This is a genomic window from Palleronia aestuarii, from assembly GCF_003253995.1.
Classification (GTDB): Bacteria; Pseudomonadota; Alphaproteobacteria; order Rhodobacterales; family Rhodobacteraceae; genus Palleronia; species Palleronia aestuarii.
This window is the reverse complement of the sequence record NZ_QKZL01000022.1, coordinates 18,189-39,944: the sequence shown is the minus strand read 5'-3', so window position 1 is coordinate 39,944 and position 21,756 is coordinate 18,189. Positions and strand designations below refer to the sequence as shown.

The following is a 21,756-nucleotide window of genomic DNA, read 5'->3' as shown; positions in this document are numbered from 1 at the left end:
AGAATGCAAATACTGGAGTTGCCATGATTCCGCGTCGACATTTCCTTCAAGCCGGACTGGCCGCCTCGGCCCTTTGGGGAACGTCTGGCTTCGGAAACTGGTCGCGCCTTGCGGCGCAGCAATCGCTCACCCAGGAGGGACTGATCGGCGAGAGCGGATCGGGCAACGTCACGCTGATCCATATCACAGACATCCATGCCCAGACCCAGCCGATCTGGTTCCGCGAACCGTCGATCAATCTCGGCGTCGGTCAAGCTGAAGGACAACCCCCTCATCTGACCGGGAAAGCGTTCCGCCAGCTCTACGGGATCGATGATGGATCGGCGCTCGATTACGCACTGACATACGAGGATTTCACGGCACTCGCCCGCGAGTATGGTCGAATGGGCGGGCTCGACCGGATCGCAACCGTGGTCAAGGCGATCCGTGCGCAATCCCCCGAGGCAATCCTCCTTGATGGCGGCGATACTTGGCAGGGGTCCTTGCCTGCGCATCGGACCCAGGGGGCGGACATGGTGCACCTCTTCAATGCGCTCGGTGCCGAAGCGATGACCTCACATTGGGAGTTCACCCTTGGGATCGAGCGGGTGACCGAGATCATCGAGTCCGAACTGCAGATGCCGTTCCTCGGCGCCAACATCTTCGACGCGATGTGGGACGAGCCAGCCTATGAGGCGATGACCAGCTTCGAGCGTGGCGGGACTAAGATTGCCGTGATCGGACAGGCCTTTCCCTACCTGCCGATCGCCAATCCGTCTTGGATGTTTCCCGATCTGAGCTTCGGCGTCCGTCAGGAACGGATGGCCAGCGTCGTGCAGGAGGCTCGTGACGGTGGCGCCGAAGTGGTTGTCGTTCTCAGTCACAATGGCTTCGACGTCGATCGCAAAATGGCTGCCGATGTGCCGGGCATCGACGTGATCCTGACCGGTCACACCCATGATGCCTTACCCGAACCGGTGCAGATCGGCGAGACCTTCCTGATTGCAAGTGGGTCGCACGGAAAGTTCGTCTCGCGCGTCGATCTCGACGTCCGTGATGGCCGGATGCAAGGTCTCGAGCACCGGTTGATCCCGATTTTCTCGGACGTGATCGCGCCCGACCCCGAGATGACGGCGCTGGTGGAGGAGACTCGCGCGCCTTTTAAGGAAGAGCTTACCGAAGAAATCGGAAAAACCGACAGCCTGCTCTACCGCCGCGGCAATTTTAACGGTACCTGGGACGATCTGATTTGTGATGCGCTGCTGGAGCAGCGGGATGCCGAGATCGCGCTCAGCCCTGGCTTCCGTTGGGGCGCGTCCTTGCTGCCGGGCGATCCGATCACGCGAGAGGACATCTTCAACGCTACGGCAATGTCCTATCCCGCTGCGTACCGCAACGAGATGTCGGGCGAGATGCTGAAGATCGTGCTCGAGGACGTGGCCGACAACCTCTTCAATCCCGATCCGTACTATCAACAAGGCGGCGACATGGTTCGCGTGGGGGGCTTGGGCTACCGGATCGACATCATGCAAAAACAGGGCGACCGGATCAGTGACATGGTCCTTCTGGCCTCGGGGGAGGCTATCGATCCCTCGCGCAACTACGTCATCGCCGGCTGGGCCAGTGTCAACGAAGGCACCGAAGGTCCGCCGATCTGGAACGTGGTCGAAGCCCATATCCGCGACCGTGGCACCGTCTCGGTAGCCGAGAACACGACCGTTGCTCTCAAGTCGGAGAATTAGGATGCCAAGACTAGGCTTAGCCGCCGTCCTGTGGTTTGCAGCCTCTGCCGCGCTCGCTGAGGGCGAAACGCACCGCGTCGCCGTCCATGTCGACGAGAACGACACTCAGGTGATGAATATGGCACTGAACAACGTCGCGAACGTGGCCGAGTACTACGCCGAGCAGGGTGATGAAGTGGTGGTCGAGGTCGTCGCCTACGGGCCCGGACTGCACATGCTGGTGGAGGCGGACAGCCCGGTCGCCGATCGGATCGAGACGATGTCGATGGAACTGTCCAATCTCAAGTTTTCGGCCTGCCAGAACACGCTTGACGGCATGGAAAAAAAGGCCGGGCACGAGATCGCGCTCATGCAAGAGGCCTCGATGGTGCCCTCGGGCGTCGTACGGCTGATCGAGTTGCAGGAAGACGGCTACGCCTACGTGCGGCCTTGAGCCCCGGATGGAGGATGACACGATGACGAGAACTACACGCCGGGGAGTACTGAAGGTCGGCCTTGCCGTCGGCGCCGGGCTGGCCGGGGGGCGTGTGATCGCCCAAGATGCCGATCCCGCCATTACCAATCTCCAGCCATGGATGCAGCAGCTTGGTGAGGGCGTCGATGCTCGTCCCTACGGCCATCCGTCGGAGTATGAGGCCCACGTGGTCCGCCGGAACGTCGAATGGTTAACGGCAGACCCGGTCAGTTCGGTCAACTTCACGCCCCTACATGAGCTCGATGGGATCATTACGCCGAATGGCCTCTGCTTTGAGCGTCACCATTCGGGCATTGCTGAGGTCGATCCAGCTGAGCATCGGGTGATGATCAACGGCCTTGTCGAAACGCCGCTCGTGTTCACCATGGCCGACTTGATGCGCTTTCCACGCGTTAACCGGGTGCACTTTCTCGAGTGCGCCGCCAATTCCGGCATGGAATGGGCCGGTGCGCAGCTGAACGGCTGTCAGTTCACGCACGGAATGATTCACAACGTCCAGTATACCGGCGTGCCGCTACGTCTCCTTCTCGAGGAAGCCGGAGTTAGAACTGACGGCAAGTGGCTGTTGGCCGAAGGCGCGGACGCCGCCGCCATGACCCGTTCGATTCCCATGGAGAAAGCTCTCGACGATTGCCTCGTCGCCTTCAAGATGAACGGCGAGGCTCTGCGCCCTGAGCAGGGGTATCCTGTCCGACTGGTCGTCCCCGGCTGGGAAGGCAACATGTGGGTAAAATGGCTGCGCCGCCTCGAAGTTGGAGATCAGCCATGGGAGCACCGAGAGGAAACGTCGAAATACACTGATCTCCTCGACAACGGAAAAGCGCGAAAGTTCACCTGGGAGATGGATGCCAAGTCGGTCATCACCAATCCCTCGCCGCAGGCGCCGATCACCCATGGAAAGGGCCCCCTCGTCATAACCGGCATCGCCTGGTCAGGACGCGGAACGATCCCGCGGGTCGATGTGACGACCGATGGCGGGATGACCTGGAACGCGGCACGGATGTCGGGGCCGAGCTTCAACAAGTCGATGCACCGCTTCTACTATGAGATGGACTGGGATGGCTCGCCGCTCCTTCTGCAATCGCGCGCGATGGATTCCACGGGCTACGTGCAACCGACGAAAGACATGCTTCGCAAGGTGCGCGGCGAGAACTCGATCTACCACAACAACGGCATCCAGACCTGGTCCGTGAACGAGAACGGGGAGGCCGAGAATGTCGAAATCTCTTGAAACCGTAAAGATCCTGGTTCCAGCTCTTACAGGCACGGCGGCTTTGCTGGCGCTCTCCGTCGTGACGGCCGATCACATGGTTCATCGACCGTCGAATGATGTCCGGCCGGAACCGGGAATTCCCGTGGCGGTGAATGGAGCAAAACCCGAAGAGGTCGCACCTGAGGCACCCTCTTATGCAGGCCTTGCGACGCCCGCGAATGCCCAGGAGGCATCCGGCACGAATGCTCCCGCGGACGATATAGAAGGCACCATCCTGTCCCGTGACGGCGGCTTCGGCCTTGGTCGCGAAGCGCTGCTCGACGAGATCGCGGCTTGGGACATCGATATCCGTCCCGATGGGCAGGGCCTGCCTGAAGGCTCCGGTGATGTCTGGACCGGCGAGGAAGTCTGGGTCGAAAACTGCGCGATGTGCCACGGCGATTTTGGTGAGGCCGTCGGCCGCTGGCCCGTGATCGCAGGCGGCTGGGACACGCTTGCCCGTAAGGACCCGGTCAAGACCGTCGGCAGCTACTGGCCCTACCTCTCGACCGTCTACGATTACATTCATCGCGCCATGCCATTCGGGAACGCGCAATCGCTGGAGCCCGACCAAGTCTACGCGCTGACGGCCTACATCCTTTATCTCAATAACATTGTGGAGGATGACTTCGTCCTGTCCAAGGAGACGTTCGCGGACGTCGAGATGCCGAATACCGACGGCTTCTTCATGGATGACCGGGCCGAGACCGAGCTCGAACAGTGGCGGACCGAGCCGTGCATGGAAGCGTGCAAAGACGCTGTCGAGATCACGATGCATGCGGCCGTGCTCGACGTGACCCCGGGCACCGACGAGAAAGCCGTGGACGAGGCGGCGAGCGCTCCAGCCGAAGCCGTCAGCGACACCGACATGGCGGCAGAAGGCAACGCGACATCGCTCGAGGTCGCGGAGGCGGATGCCGAGACGGTTTCCGAAGAAGGCGTGGCGGCCACTTCTGACACTGAAGCTGCGCCGGACGAGGTCGCGGCGCTCGATCCCGAGCTCGTCGAAGCCGGCGAAGGGGTCTTTCGCAAATGCCAAGCCTGCCACGCCGTAGGCGAGGGCGCGAGCAACAAGGTCGGCCCGCAATTAAACGGCGTCGTGGGTCGGACGATGGGCGACGCGGAAGGATTCAAGTATTCGTCTGCGCTTCAGGAGGCGAATAGCGAAGGTCGCATCTGGAACGAGGAAACGCTCGCCGCCTTCCTCGAGGATCCGCGTGGCTATCTTCCCGGCAACAAGATGTCCTTCCGCGGCCTGCCCAAGGTGGAGGATCGTGAGGCCATCATCGCGTTCCTGGCGAGCCACGGGGATTGATCCGCAGGCCGGCGTCCTAAACGGCGGCCTCATTTGAAATTCGGGTGACGACTGACCTGAGCAAAATCCATGGGAGGTGGATATGCGATATGCCCTTATACTGGCTCTAGCGATAGGTCTTGGAAGCAAGGTTTCGGCCCAAGAAGTCATTACCTACGAGTATGACGGCAGCATGGAGGATGCTGCGTTTGGTGTGGACACGGCGATCGTCAATCGCGGACTTGTTGTCGACTTTGTCAGCCATGTCGGCGACATGCTCAATCGAACGGGCGACGACGTGGGCTCTGATACCAAGCTTTTCGAAGCAGCCGATGCCTACCTGTTTTGTTCGGCGGTCGTATCGCGCAATGTGATGGAAGCCGATCCAATGAACATCGCCTACTGTCCCTATAGCGTTTTCGTCGCTGAGCGGGATGGAAAGGTCATGGTGGGCTACCGAACCTACCCGGATGGCCCCATGGACGAAGTGGAAGCCCTGCTTGATGAGATCGCACGAGAAGCCTCCGGGCAATGAACTATGACGGTCTGTTCGCCCGGGCGATCGATGACCTGAAGGTCGAGGGCAATTATCGCGTCTTCGCCGAGCTGGAACGCCGACGCGGCGCCTTCCCTCGTGCAAAGCGTCTCGTTGGATCGAAACTGGCAGACGTCACTGTCTGGTGCTCGAACGATTATCTGGGAATGGGTCAGCATCCAGACGTCCTCGCCGCGATGCATGCCGCCCTCGACCGAGCTGGGGCCGGAGCGGGCGGCACCCGCAATATTTCCGGAAATACCGTCTTTCATGCCGAGCTCGAGCATGAGTTGGCCGATCTCCATGGCAAGGAGGCAGCGCTGCTCTTTACATCCGGCTATGTCGCGAACTGGGCCGCTCTTGGGACGCTCGCGGGCAAGCTGCCCGGATGCGTGGTGCTATCCGACGCGAAGAATCATGCCAGCATGATCGAGGGTATCCGGCATTCCCGCGTCGAAAAGAGGATCTGGGCTCATAACGACCTAGACGATCTCGAACGGCAACTTGCGATCATCCCTCGAGATCGCCCGAAGATCGTCGCGTTCGAGAGCGTCTATTCCATGGATGGGGATATTTCTCCCATCGCCGAGATTTGCGAGCTTGCCGAACATTTTGGCGCTCTGACGTATCTCGATGAAGTGCATGCTGTCGGGCTCTACGGTCCAAGGGGTGGAGGTGTGGCGGAAGCCCGGGGCCTTGCCCATCGGATCGACGTGATCGAAGGAACTCTCGGCAAGGCCTATGGCATCATGGGGGGATATATCGCGGCATCGGCTGCTGCGGTCGACTTCGTCAGAAGTTTCGCTTCCGGGTTCATCTTTACCACGGCGCTGCCTCCAGCCATTGCGGCTGGAGCACTGGCGGCCGTTCGCCACTTGAAATCTTCCGATGTCGAGCGGCGGCAACAGCAGACACGGGTCGAGGAATTGCGTCGGCGACTAGATGTCGTTGGTCTGCCCCATATGCAGAATGACAGCCATATCGTCCCGGTATTGGTCGGGCACCCGGTCAAATGTCGCTACGTCGCTGATCTTCTGCTCGACGAGTTCGGAATCTATATTCAACCGATCAATCATCCGACTGTGCCAAAGGGGACCGAGCGGCTTAGGATCACGCCTTCCCCGGTTCATTCCGAGGACGATCTCGATCACCTCGTCGCCGCGTTGAGCGAATTGTGGTCCCGGTGCTCGCTCGAACGACGATCGATCGCGGCGGAGTAGCTTAGCCGGCGTCCCAGTCGAACCTGTCTCCCGATCGGACGATCCGGCCCAATCCCCCGCTTGGCAGATGGAACCCCACGGCTTGTACGTCGTCCTCCGTCAGCCGTTCGAAAAGGGCCAATCTCGTGCGCGCTCCCGTCTCCGGATCCTGATCGGCGGGAGCATGCCATTCGGGGTGGGCGAAGGCGACATGGTCGTTGCCGATGGCATCGCCGATGAGGAAAACCCGACCGGTATCACCTGCAATCTCGAAGGACATATGTCCGGGCGTGTGTCCCGGTGTCATGACAGAGGTAATGCCGGGAATGATCCGTTCGGCATCATCGAAGGTTGCCAACCGATCACCCAGGATCTCGATCCGACGAGCCGCCCCGGCCGCAAAACTTTGTCGTTCCGGAGATATGGTCTCGAGCGTGTCGGGGGATGACCAATAGGCCAATTCGTCGCCTCCCATCAGGTGTTGGGCGTTCGCAAAGACAGGTTCGTCGAAATCATCGAGCACCCCCCAGAGATGGTCCGGATGGGCATGGGTGAAAACGACGTGGGTCACGTCTTCTGCCGAAACACCTGCAGCATTGAGCGCCGCAGGCAGTTTTCCGGCCGATGGCATGAACGAGGGGCCGGAACCGGCGTCGAAGAGGACGACGGCACCGTTGGCGCGGAAGAGCGTGAGGTTGCACGGTGGCTCCAGGGCCCTCGCCGATGCCCCCGTCTCGCCCAGGACCCGCTCGACGGCGTCGCGATCCAGATCGCCGAACAGAAAGCTCTCTGGCAGAGACAGATGGCCGTCGCTCAGCGTGGTGATCATCGCATCACCTAGATCCGTCTCGGTCGCCGACCAAAGCCGTCCCCCGTTCAGGAGGGTGAACCCGAGAAAAGCCGTTTGGCCAACAAAGCCGCGTCGCGTTACCATGCAAGACCCTTCCCCAACATACGATCAAAATTCTCTAGGGAGCATACAGGTAAGGGGCACCCTTGGGCGGATATATTTGCCGAAGCTCGTAAAAACCGCCGGCACGAATTTGAATTGGTGGTATGCGTCAGCCTCTGTGTTCGGAAAAAATTTTTTGTCGCGGAATGACGTTGAGGAGCACGAGTAGCTGCTTCGGAGGATTGAGGTTCACCGGAACCGTGCGTCGCAGGCTGTCCGTCAAGCGTTGGAACCATCGTCGACAAGATCCATCAATCGATACGTCGAAACCTTTGCCGAATACCTTGTAAGCTTCGCTTAAGTATAGGGAGGCATCGCTTCGAGCTGGAGGTACCGCCATGCGCGTTCTCATCGTCGAAGACGATCCCGTCTTGATGAACGGGCTCGTGGTCGGTCTGAAGATCGGCGGTTTTTCTCCCGAGGCCGTTGCCTCCCTTTCGGACGCCCGCATCGCGATCGAAGCGGGAGGCTTCCTGGCGATCGTACTCGACATTGGCTTACCGGACGGGTCGGGCCTGGATCTCCTCCATGGCATCCGGCGAAACGGCGACACCTGCCCGGTTCTCCTGCTGACGGCCCGCGATCAAGTGGCGGATCGGATTGCCGGCCTTGATACCGGAGCGGACGACTACATGGGGAAACCGTTCGACCTTGCGGAGTTGTCGGCGCGCCTCAGGGCGCTGCTCCGAAGGGGCGAGGGACGCGCGCGATCGTCCATCGAGTGGAATGGGCTCGTCGCCTTTCCGGACACGATGTCTGGCGAGCACCAAGGGAAAGCAATCAAATTCTCCGTTCGCGAGTTCGCTCTGCTGCAATATCTCCTGGAACGTCCGGGTACGATACGTTCGAAGGCGGAGTTGGAGGAGCGGCTTTACGGGTGGAACGAGGAGATCGAGAGTAACGCGGTAGAGGTCCACATCCATAAATTGCGCGGCAAGCTCGGCGCGCGGTTCATCGAGACCGTGCGCGGTGTCGGCTATCGACTTGCTTTGGAAAACGGCTCCTGATGTCGATCCGGCTGCGCCTGATCCTCGCCCTCGTTCTCGCCACCGGTGTCGTCTGGCTGTCCGCCGTAATCTGGATCGAGAACTCAACCCGGGGCAAGGTCGAGCAGGTACTCGATGCCCGCCTCGCGGAATCTGCGCGCATGGTCTCCTCGCTCCTCTCCGACGGGCGCATCGAGGTCACAAATGCAAGTGGCGCGTTTGCCGAGGCCCTGCCGGGCGGAAGCGCATATTCCCACCAGCTTTCATGCCAAATCTGGTCTCTTTCCGGGACATTGATCGGCCAATCAGGCGGGGCTCCGCCCGGCCGGCTGACGGATGCGGTCGACCAGGGATACTCCTATTCCACGATCAACGGAGAGCGGTGGCGGGTCTATTCGATCGTCAACGAGCGCATCGGGGCCCGCGTGATGGTCGGCGACAGCGTCGCCGTCCGGGACAGGCTGGTCCGGGACGTCATCGAGGGGTTCGTTCTGCCGGCGGCGGTCGTTCTCCCTATTTTGGCGGTCATCATCCTGATTGGAGTCGCCAGTGGCCTGCGCCCTCTCGATCGGTTGGCTCAGGTTCTTCGCGCCAGGCAGCCGACTGATTTTAGCCCGCTTCCTACGGGTCCCGTCCCCTCCGAGATCCGCCCCGTCCGCAATGCCCTGAATGCGCTCTTCGAGCGGGTGGCCCGCGCCCGGGAGACGGAGCGCGACTTCACCGCCTTCGCCGCGCACGAATTGAAGACGCCGCTCGCGGGTCTTAAGACGCAAGCGCAGATCGCACAGATTGCCCCGGACGATGCGACCCGCGTCGCGGCGTTGCGCGAGATTGAGACCTCCATCTCCCGGACCGATCGACTCGTCAGGCAACTTCTGGAACTCGCGGCCGTGGAAGGCGAAGATCTGCCGCAACAGACCTTCGCGGTCAGCAGCATCCTGAAAGATGTGACAGCGGAATTGAGCCACCTGGCAGATCAGTGCGGCGTCGCCCTGTCGCTTTCGATGAACAGTACCGACGACGTTTGCCTGCCGAGGTTTCTTTTCCACGCCGCTGTGCGCAACGTCGTCGAGAACGCCATTCTCGCCAGTCCTGTCGACACGGAAGTGACCATCCGCTCGGACTGTGATCCTCGGACATGCCGGATCACGGTGGAGGACGAGGGAGCCGGTATTCCCGACGACATCCGATCCCATGTTACCGACCGTTTTGTCCGGGGGCGAAGACCCGGCAGTACCGGAAGCGGGCTGGGATTGTCGATCGTGGCGGCCGCGACGGAGCGAATGGCAGGGACGATTGACTTCACGGTCTCGGAGAGAGGCCAGATGGTACGTCTGACCATTCCCCGGGAAATGCCGTCACCCGCGTGAGCTTAAGGTTCGCTTAAGCTTCGGATGTCGTCTCCAGACGGTCGGCCAGAAGCTTCTCGGGTCGGCCGTATCCGGAGGGGTCATGGGGTTCACGATCGGCACGCTCGTTCTCGTCAGTTTTCTGGTCTCCTTGGCGGCGCTGGCGGTTCTGATCTGGGCAATCGCACGCAACCAGATGAGCTTCGACGAAAACGACGCCCGGACAATCTTCGCCGCTGAGGATGCGCGGGGAACCGGGATCGACGATCCGAGCGTGTCGCCCGAAAAGGCCTCGCAGGCCTCCGACCTAACCGGCGAACCGATCGTTTCGCCGTTCGCACGAATGCTCCTCCTGGCAATCTTTTCGGCCGGAACGCTCTACATGCTGGCGGGTTCCGCCTTCGGCCTCGTCGCCTCGATGAAGCTTCACCTGCCCGACTGGCTCGACGGCGCCGCGCCACTCACCTTCGGTCGGATGCGCGCCGTCCATCTCAACCTCGTCGCCTACGGCTGGCTCAGCCTCGTCGGCATCGGCATGGCGCTGTGGCTCGTGCCGACGATCCTCGGCACGCATCTGCGGCTGGCAGGACTGGCCGCGCTCGGCGCGGCTCTCTGGACGATCGGCGTCGCGCTCGGGGCTGTGGCGATCGATATCGGCTGGACCGACGGTCTGGAATGGCTGGAGATCCCATGGCAGATCGACATTCTGCTCGCCGCCGGCGGTGCCTGTCTCGCGATCCCGCTCCTCGTGACGGCGCGCCATCGGCAGGTGCACCACATCTACGTCACTGGGTGGTACTATATTGGCGCATTGATCTGGTTCCCGACCCTGTTTCTCGTCGCCAACATACCCGGTCTCCACGTCGGCGCGCAGCAGGCAACCGTCAACTGGTGGTTCGCGCACAACGTGCTCGGGCTCTGGCTAACCCCGCTCGGTGTCGGCGCGGCCTATTACTTCATTCCCCGCATCATCGGAAAACCGATTTATTCCTACCGCCTTTCGCTCCTCGGCTTCTGGGCACTCGCACTCTTCTACAGCCAGGTTGGCATGCACCATCTCATCGGCGGTCCCGTCCCGACCTGGGTCGTGACGCTCTCCGTCGTGCAATCGGTTATGATGTTCGTCCCCGTCATCGCCGTGGCGATCAATCAGCACACGCTGAGCCTCGGCAATCTCGACGTCGTGCGCGCCAGCATCCCGCTGCGTTTCGTGGCGCTTGGGGCCCTGCTCTACACGGCCGCGTCGTTTCAGGGCTCGCTCGAGGCGGTGCGCAGCGTGAACACCGTCACCCACTTCACCCATTACACCGTGGCCCACGCGCATCTCGGCGCCTACGGCTTCGTCAGCCTCGTGATGTTCGGCGGGCTCTATTACGTGATCCCCCGCTTGGTCGAGCGGGTATGGCCCCTGCCCTCCCTCATGGTCTGGCACTTCTGGCTCGTGGCGATCGGCTTCGCGATCTACTTCCTCTCCCTGACCATCGGCGGCTGGCTCCAGGGCCTCGCGATGCTCGACGCCTCGCGCGACTGGATGGAGAGCATGGAGCTGACCATCCCTTACCTGCAGGGACGATCCGTGGGCGGGGCATTGATGACACTCGGTCACGTCCTCTTCGCCGTGAATCTCGGGGCCATCCTCATCGGATATGGCGCTGCACGGGCACCGGCCGCCGACACGCTCGCCCCGGCCGAGTGAGGGACCTGCCGTGAACCGCTTCGTTCCCCTCATCCTCCTCTCCGCCGGCATCCTGGCCTTCGCCACCGTGTTCCTCGTGATCGTCCCGGCGGCCGAGATCAGAACGATCGCGGCGCCCGAGGGTCTGGCCCCCTACACGGAGGCCGAGCTCCGGGGCCGCGCGCATTACGTCGATCTGGGCTGCGTCTATTGCCACTCGCAGCAGCCGCGCAGCCCGGCCCAGGGGCCCGACGTGCAGCGTGGCTGGGGGCGCGCCTCGACCGCGGCCGATTACGTCTACGACGCGCCGCATCTGCTCGGCACAATGCGGACTGGCCCCGATCTTCTGAACATCGGCGCCCGCATGCCGAGTCGTGCCTGGCACCTGACGCATCTTTACCAGCCGCGCGCGATCTCGCCGACCTCGATCATGCCGGGCTTCCCCTTCCTCTTCGAGACCAAGCCCGAGGTGGAAGACGGCGATGTCGAAGTTCAGGTGCCCGAGGGCATGCGACCGGACGGGGAGGTCGTCGTGGCGAGACAATCTGCCCTCGATCTCGTGGACTACCTGCTCTCGCTCGACCGAACCTATCCGGCCGACGAGCCAACGCTCCGCGACAACGGCTTCGTCGAGGGCGAGGAGACGTCGGGATGAGCAGGCTACCCGACGATTTCAGCGCCTCGGCGCAAGACCGGGACCCGGCGTTCGAGTTGCACGAGCGCGACAATCCGATCCCCTGGCCGCTGATCGCCGTCGTCCTCGCGCTCGTCGTCTGGGGCGCGGTCACGCTCTGGCTCGATGCGCAGGCCTCCGAAACGGGGACCGCAAAGAACGTGGCCGATCCGGGCTCCGACCAGACGATCATGGAGTCGGCGGACGGCGCTACGCTTTTCGGCGATTACTGCGCCACCTGCCATCAGGCGAACGGGTCCGGCATCCGCGCCGCGATCCCGCCCCTCGACGGATCGCGCTACGTCACGGCCGACGCCGATGTTCCCATCACCATCCTGCTGCGCGGCATCGCTGGCCCGATCGAGGTGAAGGGAGAGATCTATACCGGCCGCATGCCCACCTTCGGTCCGACGCTCGATGACGGGCAGATCGCCAGGATCCTGACCTACATTCGGGCGTCATGGTCGAACAGCGCCGACGAGATCTCTCCCGATCAGGTCGCGGCCCGCCGTGCCGGACTTGGCGACGCCGCGACCTTGCCGCTCGATGGCGGTTCGGAGCTCGAAGAACTCTTCGCCATACCCACAAACGCCCCCGCACCGGAGGCCGACCGATGATCCTGCGCGCCGCAATCTGCGTGGCTTTCGTCCCGCTGGCGTCCCTGGCGCAGGATGAACCGCCGGACTGGAGCGCCGCAGAGACCTACGCGGATGCCGCAGCGGAGGCGGACCCGTTGATCGCGATCCCGCTTGTTGAGGGTGAGGGTACTGACGGCGCCTGGGCCTGTGCGTCCTGCCACGGAGAGAACGGCCAAGGCGCGGGGCCGATCCCGGCCCTCGCCGGTCTGCCGGCGGGCTATATCGTCAAGCAACTCCATGACTATGCCGCGGGCGCGCGCCTCAACGACAACATGCAGTATGTGGCGAACCGGCTCGACGCGACGCAGATGGCGGCGCTCGGTGCCTATTACGCGGCGCAGATTCGGCAGCCGACGGCCGGGGCCACACTGGGCGGTGATCTCGCGCGCGGACGGACGCTGGCGCTTGAAGGGGATTGGACGGTCGACGTCCCTTCCTGCTTCTCCTGCCATGGCCCGTCCGGCTGGGGTGTCGAGCAGGCCTTCCCGCCGATCGCGGGACAGCACGCCGCCTATATCGACCGCCAGCTCTCCGCCTGGAAGTCCGGCGACCGGGCCAACTCGCCGCTCGGCCTCATGCATTCCGTCGCAAAGGGACTTTCGGCCAGCGATATAAAGTCCGTGTCGGATTACCTGGCCGAACTTCCCCCACCTCAACCGCGCGATCGCGTATCGCTGACCCGGGAGCCGCAAGATGAGTGACAGGCACCGCACGACTGTCTCCAGGGCAATCCTTATCGTCCTCGCTGTCGCGGCCCTGGTTGTCGTGGGCGGCGGGCTCTACCGCAACAACACGCTCGCGCGGATCGCCGGAACCGCCGAAACCGAAAGCGCGGGCGAGGCGGCCACCCGCGCCGGCCGAGAAGCGCGGGCAACTTTCGACGACGAGGTTGCCAATCTTGGCGCGGAGGAGAACGCGCCGCATGCCCCCGCGGTGCCGATCGGAGCGGAGGGATATTTCCAGCCGCCCGATCCGTCATCGATCCCGGATGACGAGTTCGGCCAGTCGGTGCGGCGGGGACGCGAAATTTTCCTCAATCCGGCGGCGAACGCCACCGAGTATGTCGGCAATTCCCTGGCCTGCGCCAATTGCCACCTCGATGCCGGTCGTCTTGCAAATGCCGCGCCGATGTGGGCCGCGGCGGGCGAATATCCCGCCTGGCGCGGCAAGAACAAGATGATCAACACGATGGAGGATCGGGTGAACGGATGCTTCACCTACTCCATGAACGCCCAGGCCTCCCCATCCGGCGCCGCGCCGCCCAAGGGGCATCAGATCTATAAGGATCTCGAGAGTTACTTCTACTGGCTCGCGACCGGTGCGCCCCTGAATGTCGAACTTCCAGGGCGCGGATACCCGACGCCCGACATGCCGGAAGCCGGCTACGATCGCGAGCGCGGGCGGGAGGTCTTCGCCGCGCGGTGTTCGGTCTGCCACGGCGAGACCGGCCAGGGCCGGCAGGACATAAACGGCCGCTACGTCTTTCCGCCGCTCTGGGGGTCGGACGCCTACAATTGGGGGGCCGGGATGCACCGCGTGAACACGGCGGCCGGGTTCATCTACGCCAACATGCCGCTCGGCTTGCCCTATTCGCTGTCGCCACAAGAGGCATGGGACGTGGCTGCCTGGATCAACAGTCAGGAGCGCCCCGCCGACCCGCGCCAGTCGCAGGGCGGATTGACGGTGGCGGAGGCGCAGGAGCGGTTCCATTCCGACGATCCCGGCTTCTACGGGGCCGAAGTCGACGGCACCGTTCTCGGTGCCGGCGTCTCGGGCGACCCGGCCGACACGCCTTCCGCGACAGGGACCGTCGTCCCCGATCCCGCCGCACCGAAATGAGTGCTGCCCCCGCGTTCGATCCGGCCGATTATGCTGAGACGGACCGGGCCATCTTCGCCATCGACGGGCTCTGGTGCCCGAGCTGCGCGGGGGCGGTGGAACGTATGATCGCCACCACGCCGGGCGTCGCTCGGGCCGAGGTTAGTTTCGCCAGCGCCTCGGCTGCGATCCTGTGGTCGGAGGGCACGGATCTGCGCGAGATCGCCCGCCGCGTCACACGGCTCGGCTATACGCTTGGGCCGCGCCGCGGGCACGATGACCGCGATGCGCGTATTGCAGCCGAGCAGCGCCGGTTCGCCATCCGGCTGGCCATCGCCGTCGTGTTCGGCATGTGGACGATGACGCTGTCGATCCTCATCTATCTCGGCGGCAGCGGCCTGCCCGAACGGATGCTTGCCACCGGCGCAGGCCTGGCGGCGCTGCCGGTAATGTTCGGCGCCGGAGCGCCGTTGATTTTCAGCGGCTGGCGGACGTTGCGCGCGGGCGCTCCGGGAATGGATACGCTCGTGGCCCTGGGCGCACTCGCGGCTACGATCGGATCGGTCGCCTCCCTGGGTCTCGGGAGGAACGAAGTCTGGTTCGACACGGCCGTCATGCTCGTCATCCTGCTTCTCGTCGCTCGGCTGATCGAGATCGCCACCTTGCGCCGTTCCGGCGCGGCCATCGCCGCGGTCGAGGATGCGCTGCCGGAGAGGGCTGCCCTCGAGACGCACGACCGGGTGCGCGAGGTCATGGCGAGCGACGTGAGACCGGGTGCGATCATTCGGATCGCCCCCGGTGAGCGCGTGCCGCTCGATGCCGAGATCACGCAAGGGCAAAGCCGGTTCGACACCGCCAGCCTGACCGGCGAAAGCGCGCCGCGCCCGCTCGGGTCAGGGGCCGCGATTGAGGCGGGGTTCATCAATCTCGACCGTTCCGTCTCGGCCAGGGTGATCGCCGGGGTCGGCGCGCGACACGTGGACCGGATGGGCGAGGCGATCGCCGAGATGCTGCATGGCCGATCGGAAATGGATGCCCTGGCGACGCGTACGGCCCGCCTGGTCGCGCCCTTGGCGATCGGCCTGGCGGGCGCGACGCTTCTCGCAGGGTTCGCGTTCGACCTTCCGGGGTCCGAGAGTGCCATCCGTGCCCTTTCCGTCCTTATCGTCGCCTGTCCTTGCGCCCTGGCGCTGGCGGCTCCGCTCACCCATCTTCGCGCCGCGTCGGTCGCGGCGCGCGCGGGTATCTTTCTGCGCCGCCCGCAAGCCGCGGAGCGTTTCGCCGCCGTACGCACCATCGTCCTCGACAAGACGGGAACGCTGACCGAGGGTCGACCCGGGATCCGCTCGGTCGCCACGTCGATGGATCCGCAGCATTTGCTCGACATCGCGGCCGCTGCTGAAGGGGATGTCCGCCATCCGATCGCCGACGCGATCCGGGCTGCGAGGGAGACGTGCCTGGAGACGCGGGACAGTGAAAGGTCCGAGGATGGCGTCGCCGCGCAGGTGGACGGGATGCGCGTGTGCGTGGGCAACAGGGCCTTCCTTTCCAGGCACGGCGTGTCGGTGCCCGAGGACGCGACCGGCATCCATGTCGCGATCGAGGGCCGTCATGCCGGAGATATCGACATCGTGGACGCCATGAGGCCCGAGGCTCCGGCCCTGGTGGCATCGCTGCAGGCGCATGGCTACCGGGTCCTCGTGGCATCCGGCGACACAGCGGCGCGGGTCGTAGCATTAGGCCGGGATCTCGGGCTCGCCCCCGAAACACTCCATGCCGGCCTCACACCGGAAGCGAAGGTCGCCCTTCTGCGCGACCTCCCCGGGCCAGTGGCTTTCGCCGGCGACGGGCTCAACGATGCCGGCGCCATTGCCGCCGCGGATGTCGGTATCGCCGTGAGCGACGCATCCTCGGCCAGCGTTGCCGTCGCGGACGTGGTCTTTTCCCGGAGGGGCCTAAGGCCACTTCTCGAGCTCGATGCTCTGTCCCGCCGAACCGCCCGCCTCCTACGACAGAACCTTGTCTTTGCCTGCGCGTACAACGTAGGCGCTCTCGCCTTCGCCGTGGCCGGTGCGGTCCCTCCCCTCGCAGCGGCCCTCGCGATGGCCGCAAGCTCCCTCTGCGTCGTGATCAATGCGATGCGGCTCAGATATACCGCCCGGTGGGCATCGGGACGGATCAGCGCAGACCGCCCGGTATGGGCCGCGCCTTCCCCGAACGCCGCTTCGTAGTTGGAACACGGATTTCTTGCACATTGGACATCTTGCGAAGAACAGTTCGGGCCTGAAGTTTGCAGACCGTGCCGGAAAAGCGAACATTTCGGCCATCAGGGGCATCGGGCAGGGAGGGCCTCAGAGGTCCCTACAGAATGAGTGGTAGAGCGCCGCCATCAGGACTTCGAGGTCCGGGTCGCTGATGCGGTAGTAGATCGTTTGGCTCTCCCGCCGGGTTTCCACCATGCCGGCCTCGCGCAGCTTAGCAAGATGCTGGCTCAGGGCCGATTGGCTCAGCCCCACGGCAGCCTGAAGCGCGCCCACCGATCGCTCGCCCTTCACCAGTTCGCACAGGATCAGAAGCCGCTTCGCGTTAGAGACGAGCGCCAAGCGAGCAGCGACGTAATCGGCCCGCCCTTGGAGAGCAATTACGGACATGTCTGCATCCAAATTCATTATATTAGAATTGACTTATTTAGTTGTTACTCATATGTAGCCGGCAATCCCGGCTGGTGCAAGCGCGGGCGATAGAACGGGGGCATGTCATGGAGATGGAGTTGCAGACGACGTTCACGCCGTGGTCATCGCTCGCCGGCGGGGGCCTGATCGGCCTGAGCGCGGTGATGGTGATGGGCCTGTTCGGCCGGATCGCCGGGATATCCGGGATCACGCAGGGATTTCTGGGCGCCGTCCTGCCGACGCCCGGCTCGCCGCGGGACAGGGATTGGCGTCTGACCTTCCTGCTCGGCCTGATGGCCGCGCCTTTCGCGATCCTGCTGGCTAGCGGAACGGTCGCGCACTCCGTTCCCTCGAACCTTCCCGGCATGGCAACTGCCGGCCTTCTAGTGGGCCTGGGCACGGCGCTCGGCTCCGGCTGCACGTCGGGGCACGGCGTCTGCGGGCTGGCGCGCCTGTCGCGCCGGTCGCTGGCGGCGGTGACGACCTTCATGGCCGCCGGTTTCGCCACGGTCTTCGTACTGCGCCACATTCTTGGAGGAGCATGAAGATGCGTCCCGCCCTCGGTTTTCTCAGCGGTCTCGTCTTCGGCCTGGGCCTCGTGATCTCGGGCATGGCGAACCCGGCGAAGGTCCTGAACTTCCTCGATCTCGCGGGGACGTGGGACCCGAGCCTCGCCTTCGTCATGGCCGGCGCCACCGCGACCGCCTTTCTCGGCTACCGCCTCGTCTGGCGGCGGGCGGCACCGGCGCTGGAAACCGCGTTCGACGTCCCTACCAGTACCCGGATCGACCGGCCGTTGATCGCCGGTGCGGCGCTCTTCGGCACGGGCTGGGGCATCGGCGGCTTCTGCCCCGGCCCCGCCTGGACGGCGCTGCCGCTGCTCGCGCCCGGCACGCTGATTTTCCTGCCCGCGATGCTTGTCGGCCTCTGGCTCGGCGCACGGGCGAAATCGCTCGACATCTTCGCACCGAAAAGAGCACTCCAATGAGCCACGCCAAACGGCAACAGCGGGTCGTGCGCCACTCCGAGGGAGCAGGTGCGGGTGATCCAGCCGTCTGGGGCGTCCGAGTCCGGTACCGGGTCGATCAAGCTCATATTCTCCGGCCCGAACACGGAGAAAATCGCGCTCGTTAATGCCGTCTGCACCTACGATTTGAGGAACGATCGCTGCTTGACCGAGAGAACGGATGTCGCATCGTGATCCAGTCGACGCCGCTCGGCTATGCCAGCCGACGGGCGACGAGATCGATCAGTGCGGACCGTCCGGCATGCGCCGAACCTTCCTCGATCACGGCCTCATAAGCTGAAAGGAAAGAGAGCTCCCAATCGCCGAACGCCTCCCGTAGCATTTCCTCGGTATAGAGGTTCTCCACCTGCGACGGTCCGCCCGTGCCGAGGTCGATCTGCTCCCGCGTGTAGCCGTGCAGCAGGAGCGTTCCACCGGGCCGGACTGCGCGCTTCATGCCGGCGAACATGCGACGTCTGAGTTCCGGCCCTGCGAACTGGACGAAGATTGCGACGACGGCATCGAAGGATCGCTCGGACCAATCGTACGTATCCGCGTCATCGACGGAGAAAGCCACGTCGACCCCGCGCGCCTGGGCAAGACCTCTCGCCTTCTCTACCGCCACCGGAGAGGCGTCCCAAGCCGTGACGTTGGCGCCCCGCTCGGAGAGCCAGACGGAGTTGCGCCCCTCCCCGTCGGCGACGCAGAGTACCCGGTCCCCCGGGGCAACCTGGTTCGCGTGGCGGGTAAGGAACGCCGCCGGCTCGGTGCCGAACAGGAAAGCGTTCTCGGCATATCGTGCGTCCCAATCCATCGCCTCAGAACCTGTTCGCCGGGATCTTGAAATAGCTGTGCCCGTCGGCCTCGGGTTCCGGCAGGCGACCGCCGCGTAGATTGACCTGAAGAGCGTGGAGCATCTGGGTCGGCAGGCCGAGCGTCGCGTCGCGCGTCTCGCGAATCTCGACATATTCGTCCTCCGAAGTGCCGCCGCCCATATGCTTGTTCGACGCCTTCTGCTCGGCCACGGTACTCTCCCAGGCGGGCTCATCGCGGCTGTCCGTGCCGTAATCGTGGCCGATGAAGATCCGGTGCCCGTCCGGATGATCGAGGATGGCCGTCAATGAAGCATAGAGGTCCCGCGCCGAGCCACCCGGGAAATCGCAGCGCGACGTTCCGGCGTCGGGTTGCATGAACGTATCGTGGGCGAAGATCGCATCGCCGATCACGTAGGTAATCGAGCCCAAGGTGTGGCCGGGCGACAGCATGACCTTTACCTCGCACTCCCCTACCCGGAACGTGTCACCGTCGGCGAAAAGTCGGTCGAAATCCACGTCGGGATCGAAGGCGTCCGGCATGTGGTAGAGGTCTCTCCAGAGCCCGGCGATGTCGCGCACCTTCTCGCCGATGGCCGTGGGCCCGCCCGTGCGCTCCTTCAGCCAGGCCGACGCCATCAGGTGATCGGCATGAGGATGTGTGTCGAGAATCCAGTCGAGCTCGAGCCCCTCCCGTTCCAGATAGGCGAGCGCCCATTCCGCGTGTTCGGTAGAGGTCCGCGCGGCGGCCGCGTCGAAGTTCAGCACCACGTCGATCAGCGCAGCCTTGCGGGTCGCCTCGCAGATCGCGATGTACTGGCACGACCCCGAGACCGGCTCGTAGAACCCTACCACGCGGGGGGAGCCGGGCCCGGTGGAGGGGCTGACCTTCGACAGGATGTCCATCTTCGCCTCTTTCATTCTGCTGCGGATCTCGACGACGTCCCGGCAAGCGCGGTCCAGGCGTCGTACTGGCTAAGGAAGACGCGGCCGTTCAGCGCGTCGAGGAAATGCGTGGTATTCAGGCGATCCATGACGGGCCCCTTCACCTCGCTGAGATGAAAACCGATGCCGAGCTTGGTCAGCCGAAGGTTTACCGCCTCAAGGCTTTCAAGGGCCGAGAAGTCGATATCGTTCACCGCCGGGCACATCAGGACCACGTGACGCAGGGCGCAGCCTTCGGTGACGCGATCCTGTACAAGCGTCTCGAGGAACCGCGCATTGACGAAATAGAGGCTCTCGTCGATCCGGAGCGTCAGCAGGCCCGGGTCGGTTTCGACCGCATGACGGTCGACGTTGCGGAAATGATGGGTGCCGGGAACGAGACCAACTTCCGCTACGTGGGGCTTCGAGGTCTTTACGAGATGCAGCAGCAGCGACACGACCACGCCGGTCGCCACACCGATCTCGACGCCCGCCCCGAGCGTCAGAAGGATGGTGATCGCTACAGCGGCGAAATCGCCCCTTGAGTAAGCCCAGGTCCGACGCAGGATCGAGAGGTCCACGAGGCCGAGAACGGCCACGATGATCGTTGCCGCCAAAGTGGCGTTCGGCAGGTAGTAGATCAGGGGTGTCAGGAACGCCGCCGCAAAGGCCAGGCCCACGGCAGTGTAGGCCCCGGCCGCGGGTGTCGCCGCTCCGGCATCGTCGTTGACGACGGAACGCGAGAAGCCCCCCGTCACCGGATAGCCGCCGGTGAACGCGGCGCCGAGATTGGCCGCCCCGAGCCCGATCAGCTCCTGGTCGGGATCGATCCGTTCACGTCGCTTTGCGGCCAGCGTTTGTGCGACAGAGACAGATTCCACGAAGCCGATGATCGAGATCAGGATCGCCGGGACCAAGAGTTGGCGGACCAGATCCGGTGAGAGACCCGGAAGAGTGAAGGGCGGCAAGCCTTGCGGTACGTCTCCGATGACGGCAACGCCCACCCGATCAAGCGACAGCACCCAGACCGCCAAGGTGGTCACCACGACCGCCAGCACCGGGCCGGCCTTCGTCATGACATCGGCCAACGTCGCCGAAACGCCCAGCTTCAGCAGCGCCGGTTTCATGCCCCGCCGCACCCAGAACAGGAACGCCGTGGCCGGAACCCCGATCGCCAGGGTGGCGAGATGGATTTGACCCAGATTGGCGCCGATCGACGCGACCATCTCGATCAGCGTGTGCCCCCCGGCCTCGATACCGAGGATATGGCGCAGCTGCGAGGTAGCGATCAGAATGCCCGAGGCGGTGATGAACCCGGCGATCACCGGATGGCTGAGAAAGTTCGCAAGTATCCCCAACCGGAACACGCCGAGAAGAATGAGGAACATGCCCGACAGCCCCGCGAGCGTCAGCGCGGCAGTCGCATAACCGGCCGCCCCTTGTTCGGCGACCTGCCCGACAGCCGTCGCAGTGAGGAGCGAGACGACGGCGACGGGCCCGACGGCCAGAGATCGCGACGTCCCAAAAATCGCGTAGAGCACGATGGGCAGGATCGAGGCGTAGATCCCCGCCTCGGCCGGCAGCCCGGCAAGCAGGGCGTAGGCCAGTGATTGCGGGATCAGCATGATCGTCACGATCAGGGCCGCCAGCGCATCACTGCCGAACGCGGCGCCATCGTAGTGGCGGCCCCAGTCCAGGATGGGGAGGTATCTGCGCAGCGTGCGGATCATGGGGTACTCGGTGGTTCGGGAGGACCGGCGGCCATGCCGCCGGCG

General features: G+C 64.0%; 21 protein-coding genes. 16 read left to right on the top strand and 5 right to left on the bottom strand.

Translation table 11 applies throughout. The features are described 5' to 3' along the window. The first annotated feature begins 23 nt into the window (after positions 1 to 23). From soxB to hemA, 6 genes are all read left to right on the top strand, one after another. Positions 24 to 1,721, top strand: coding sequence for a thiosulfohydrolase SoxB (gene soxB / locus LX81_RS17325; RefSeq protein WP_111538567.1), 1,698 nt, complete (start codon positions 24 to 26; stop codon positions 1,719 to 1,721). Between the two features lies 1 nt (position 1,722). After that, positions 1,723 to 2,154: a DsrE family protein gene (locus LX81_RS17320; protein ID WP_111538566.1), complete on the top strand. Its 432-nt coding sequence runs from the start codon at positions 1,723 to 1,725 to the stop codon at positions 2,152 to 2,154. A gap of 94 nt (positions 2,155 to 2,248) precedes the next feature. Continuing rightward, complete coding sequence (gene soxC, locus LX81_RS17315; protein ID WP_373280295.1) at positions 2,249 to 3,427, top strand: sulfite dehydrogenase; 1,179 nt, start codon at positions 2,249 to 2,251, stop codon at positions 3,425 to 3,427. Continuing rightward, positions 3,411 to 4,763: a c-type cytochrome gene (locus LX81_RS17310; RefSeq protein WP_111538565.1), complete on the top strand. Its 1,353-nt coding sequence runs from the start codon at positions 3,411 to 3,413 to the stop codon at positions 4,761 to 4,763. Before soxC ends, LX81_RS17310 begins: the two co-directional genes overlap by 17 nt. Before the next feature lie 82 nt (positions 4,764 to 4,845). Beyond that, a complete protein-coding gene (locus tag LX81_RS17305; protein WP_111538564.1) occupies positions 4,846 to 5,277 on the top strand; it encodes a DUF302 domain-containing protein in 432 nt (143 codons plus the stop codon). Then, positions 5,274 to 6,497, top strand: coding sequence for a 5-aminolevulinate synthase (gene hemA, locus LX81_RS17300; RefSeq protein WP_111538563.1), 1,224 nt, complete (start codon positions 5,274 to 5,276; stop codon positions 6,495 to 6,497). The genes LX81_RS17305 and hemA overlap by 4 nt, the downstream gene beginning before the upstream one ends. Before the next feature lies 1 nt (position 6,498). On the opposite strand, the gene LX81_RS17295 is transcribed toward hemA, so the two are convergent. Then, a complete protein-coding gene (locus LX81_RS17295) occupies positions 6,499 to 7,410 on the bottom strand; it encodes an MBL fold metallo-hydrolase (protein WP_111538562.1) in 912 nt (303 codons plus the stop codon). 356 nt (positions 7,411 to 7,766) lie between these two features. Between LX81_RS17295 and LX81_RS17290 the strand changes: the two genes are divergently transcribed. The 8 genes from LX81_RS17290 to LX81_RS17255 all read left to right on the top strand — a co-directional run bounded on the left by LX81_RS17290 (position 7,767) and on the right by LX81_RS17255 (position 16,798). Then, entirely contained in the window at positions 7,767 to 8,435 is a 669-nt protein-coding gene (locus tag LX81_RS17290) for a response regulator (RefSeq protein WP_111538561.1), read from the top strand. Then, positions 8,435 to 9,784, top strand: coding sequence for an ATP-binding protein (locus LX81_RS17285; protein WP_111538560.1), 1,350 nt, complete (start codon positions 8,435 to 8,437; stop codon positions 9,782 to 9,784). The genes LX81_RS17290 and LX81_RS17285 overlap by 1 nt, the downstream gene beginning before the upstream one ends. Before the next feature lie 82 nt (positions 9,785 to 9,866). Next, positions 9,867 to 11,459, top strand: coding sequence for a cbb3-type cytochrome c oxidase subunit I (locus tag LX81_RS17280; protein ID WP_111538559.1), 1,593 nt, complete (start codon positions 9,867 to 9,869; stop codon positions 11,457 to 11,459). A gap of 10 nt (positions 11,460 to 11,469) precedes the next feature. Beyond that, positions 11,470 to 12,093: a cbb3-type cytochrome c oxidase subunit II gene (locus tag LX81_RS17275; protein ID WP_211322807.1), complete on the top strand. Its 624-nt coding sequence runs from the start codon at positions 11,470 to 11,472 to the stop codon at positions 12,091 to 12,093. Then, positions 12,090 to 12,728 (top strand): c-type cytochrome, encoded by a 639-nt coding sequence (locus LX81_RS17270; RefSeq protein WP_111538557.1) that lies wholly within the window; start codon positions 12,090 to 12,092, stop codon positions 12,726 to 12,728. Before LX81_RS17275 ends, LX81_RS17270 begins: the two co-directional genes overlap by 4 nt. Further along, complete coding sequence (locus LX81_RS17265) at positions 12,725 to 13,450, top strand: c-type cytochrome (RefSeq protein ID WP_170134015.1); 726 nt, start codon at positions 12,725 to 12,727, stop codon at positions 13,448 to 13,450. Before LX81_RS17270 ends, LX81_RS17265 begins: the two co-directional genes overlap by 4 nt. Beyond that, positions 13,443 to 14,588 (top strand): c-type cytochrome, encoded by a 1,146-nt coding sequence (locus LX81_RS17260; RefSeq protein WP_111538555.1) that lies wholly within the window; start codon positions 13,443 to 13,445, stop codon positions 14,586 to 14,588. Before LX81_RS17265 ends, LX81_RS17260 begins: the two co-directional genes overlap by 8 nt. Beyond that, positions 14,585 to 16,798 (top strand): heavy metal translocating P-type ATPase, encoded by a 2,214-nt coding sequence (locus LX81_RS17255; protein ID WP_170134014.1) that lies wholly within the window; start codon positions 14,585 to 14,587, stop codon positions 16,796 to 16,798. The genes LX81_RS17260 and LX81_RS17255 overlap by 4 nt, the downstream gene beginning before the upstream one ends. Before the next feature lie 120 nt (positions 16,799 to 16,918). Here LX81_RS17255 and LX81_RS17250 read toward each other — a convergent pair whose 3' ends face one another. Further along, positions 16,919 to 17,218: an ArsR/SmtB family transcription factor gene (locus LX81_RS17250; RefSeq protein ID WP_111538553.1), complete on the bottom strand. Its 300-nt coding sequence runs from the start codon at positions 17,216 to 17,218 to the stop codon at positions 16,919 to 16,921. A gap of 107 nt (positions 17,219 to 17,325) precedes the next feature. Between LX81_RS17250 and LX81_RS17245 the strand changes: the two genes are divergently transcribed. Further along, positions 17,326 to 17,784, top strand: coding sequence for a YeeE/YedE family protein (locus LX81_RS17245; protein WP_111538552.1), 459 nt, complete (start codon positions 17,326 to 17,328; stop codon positions 17,782 to 17,784). A 2-nt stretch (positions 17,785 to 17,786) separates the two neighbouring features. Beyond that, positions 17,787 to 18,227 carry a DUF6691 family protein gene (locus LX81_RS17240; RefSeq protein WP_111538551.1) on the top strand — a complete coding sequence of 147 codons (441 nt, stop codon included), beginning with the start codon at positions 17,787 to 17,789 and terminating at the stop codon, positions 18,225 to 18,227. Between the two features lie 232 nt (positions 18,228 to 18,459). Here LX81_RS17240 and LX81_RS17235 read toward each other — a convergent pair whose 3' ends face one another. Genes LX81_RS17235 through LX81_RS17225 form a run of 3 tightly spaced genes read right to left on the bottom strand, consistent with a single transcriptional unit; the run spans position 18,460 to position 21,711 of the window. After that, entirely contained in the window at positions 18,460 to 19,059 is a 600-nt protein-coding gene (locus LX81_RS17235; RefSeq protein ID WP_111538550.1) for an SAM-dependent methyltransferase, read from the bottom strand. A 4-nt stretch (positions 19,060 to 19,063) separates the two neighbouring features. Next, complete coding sequence (locus tag LX81_RS17230) at positions 19,064 to 19,963, bottom strand: MBL fold metallo-hydrolase (protein WP_111538582.1); 900 nt, start codon at positions 19,961 to 19,963, stop codon at positions 19,064 to 19,066. A gap of 11 nt (positions 19,964 to 19,974) precedes the next feature. Continuing rightward, positions 19,975 to 21,711 carry a SulP family inorganic anion transporter gene (locus LX81_RS17225; protein WP_211322806.1) on the bottom strand — a complete coding sequence of 579 codons (1,737 nt, stop codon included), beginning with the start codon at positions 21,709 to 21,711 and terminating at the stop codon, positions 19,975 to 19,977. Between the last annotated feature and the right edge of the window lie 45 nt (positions 21,712 to 21,756).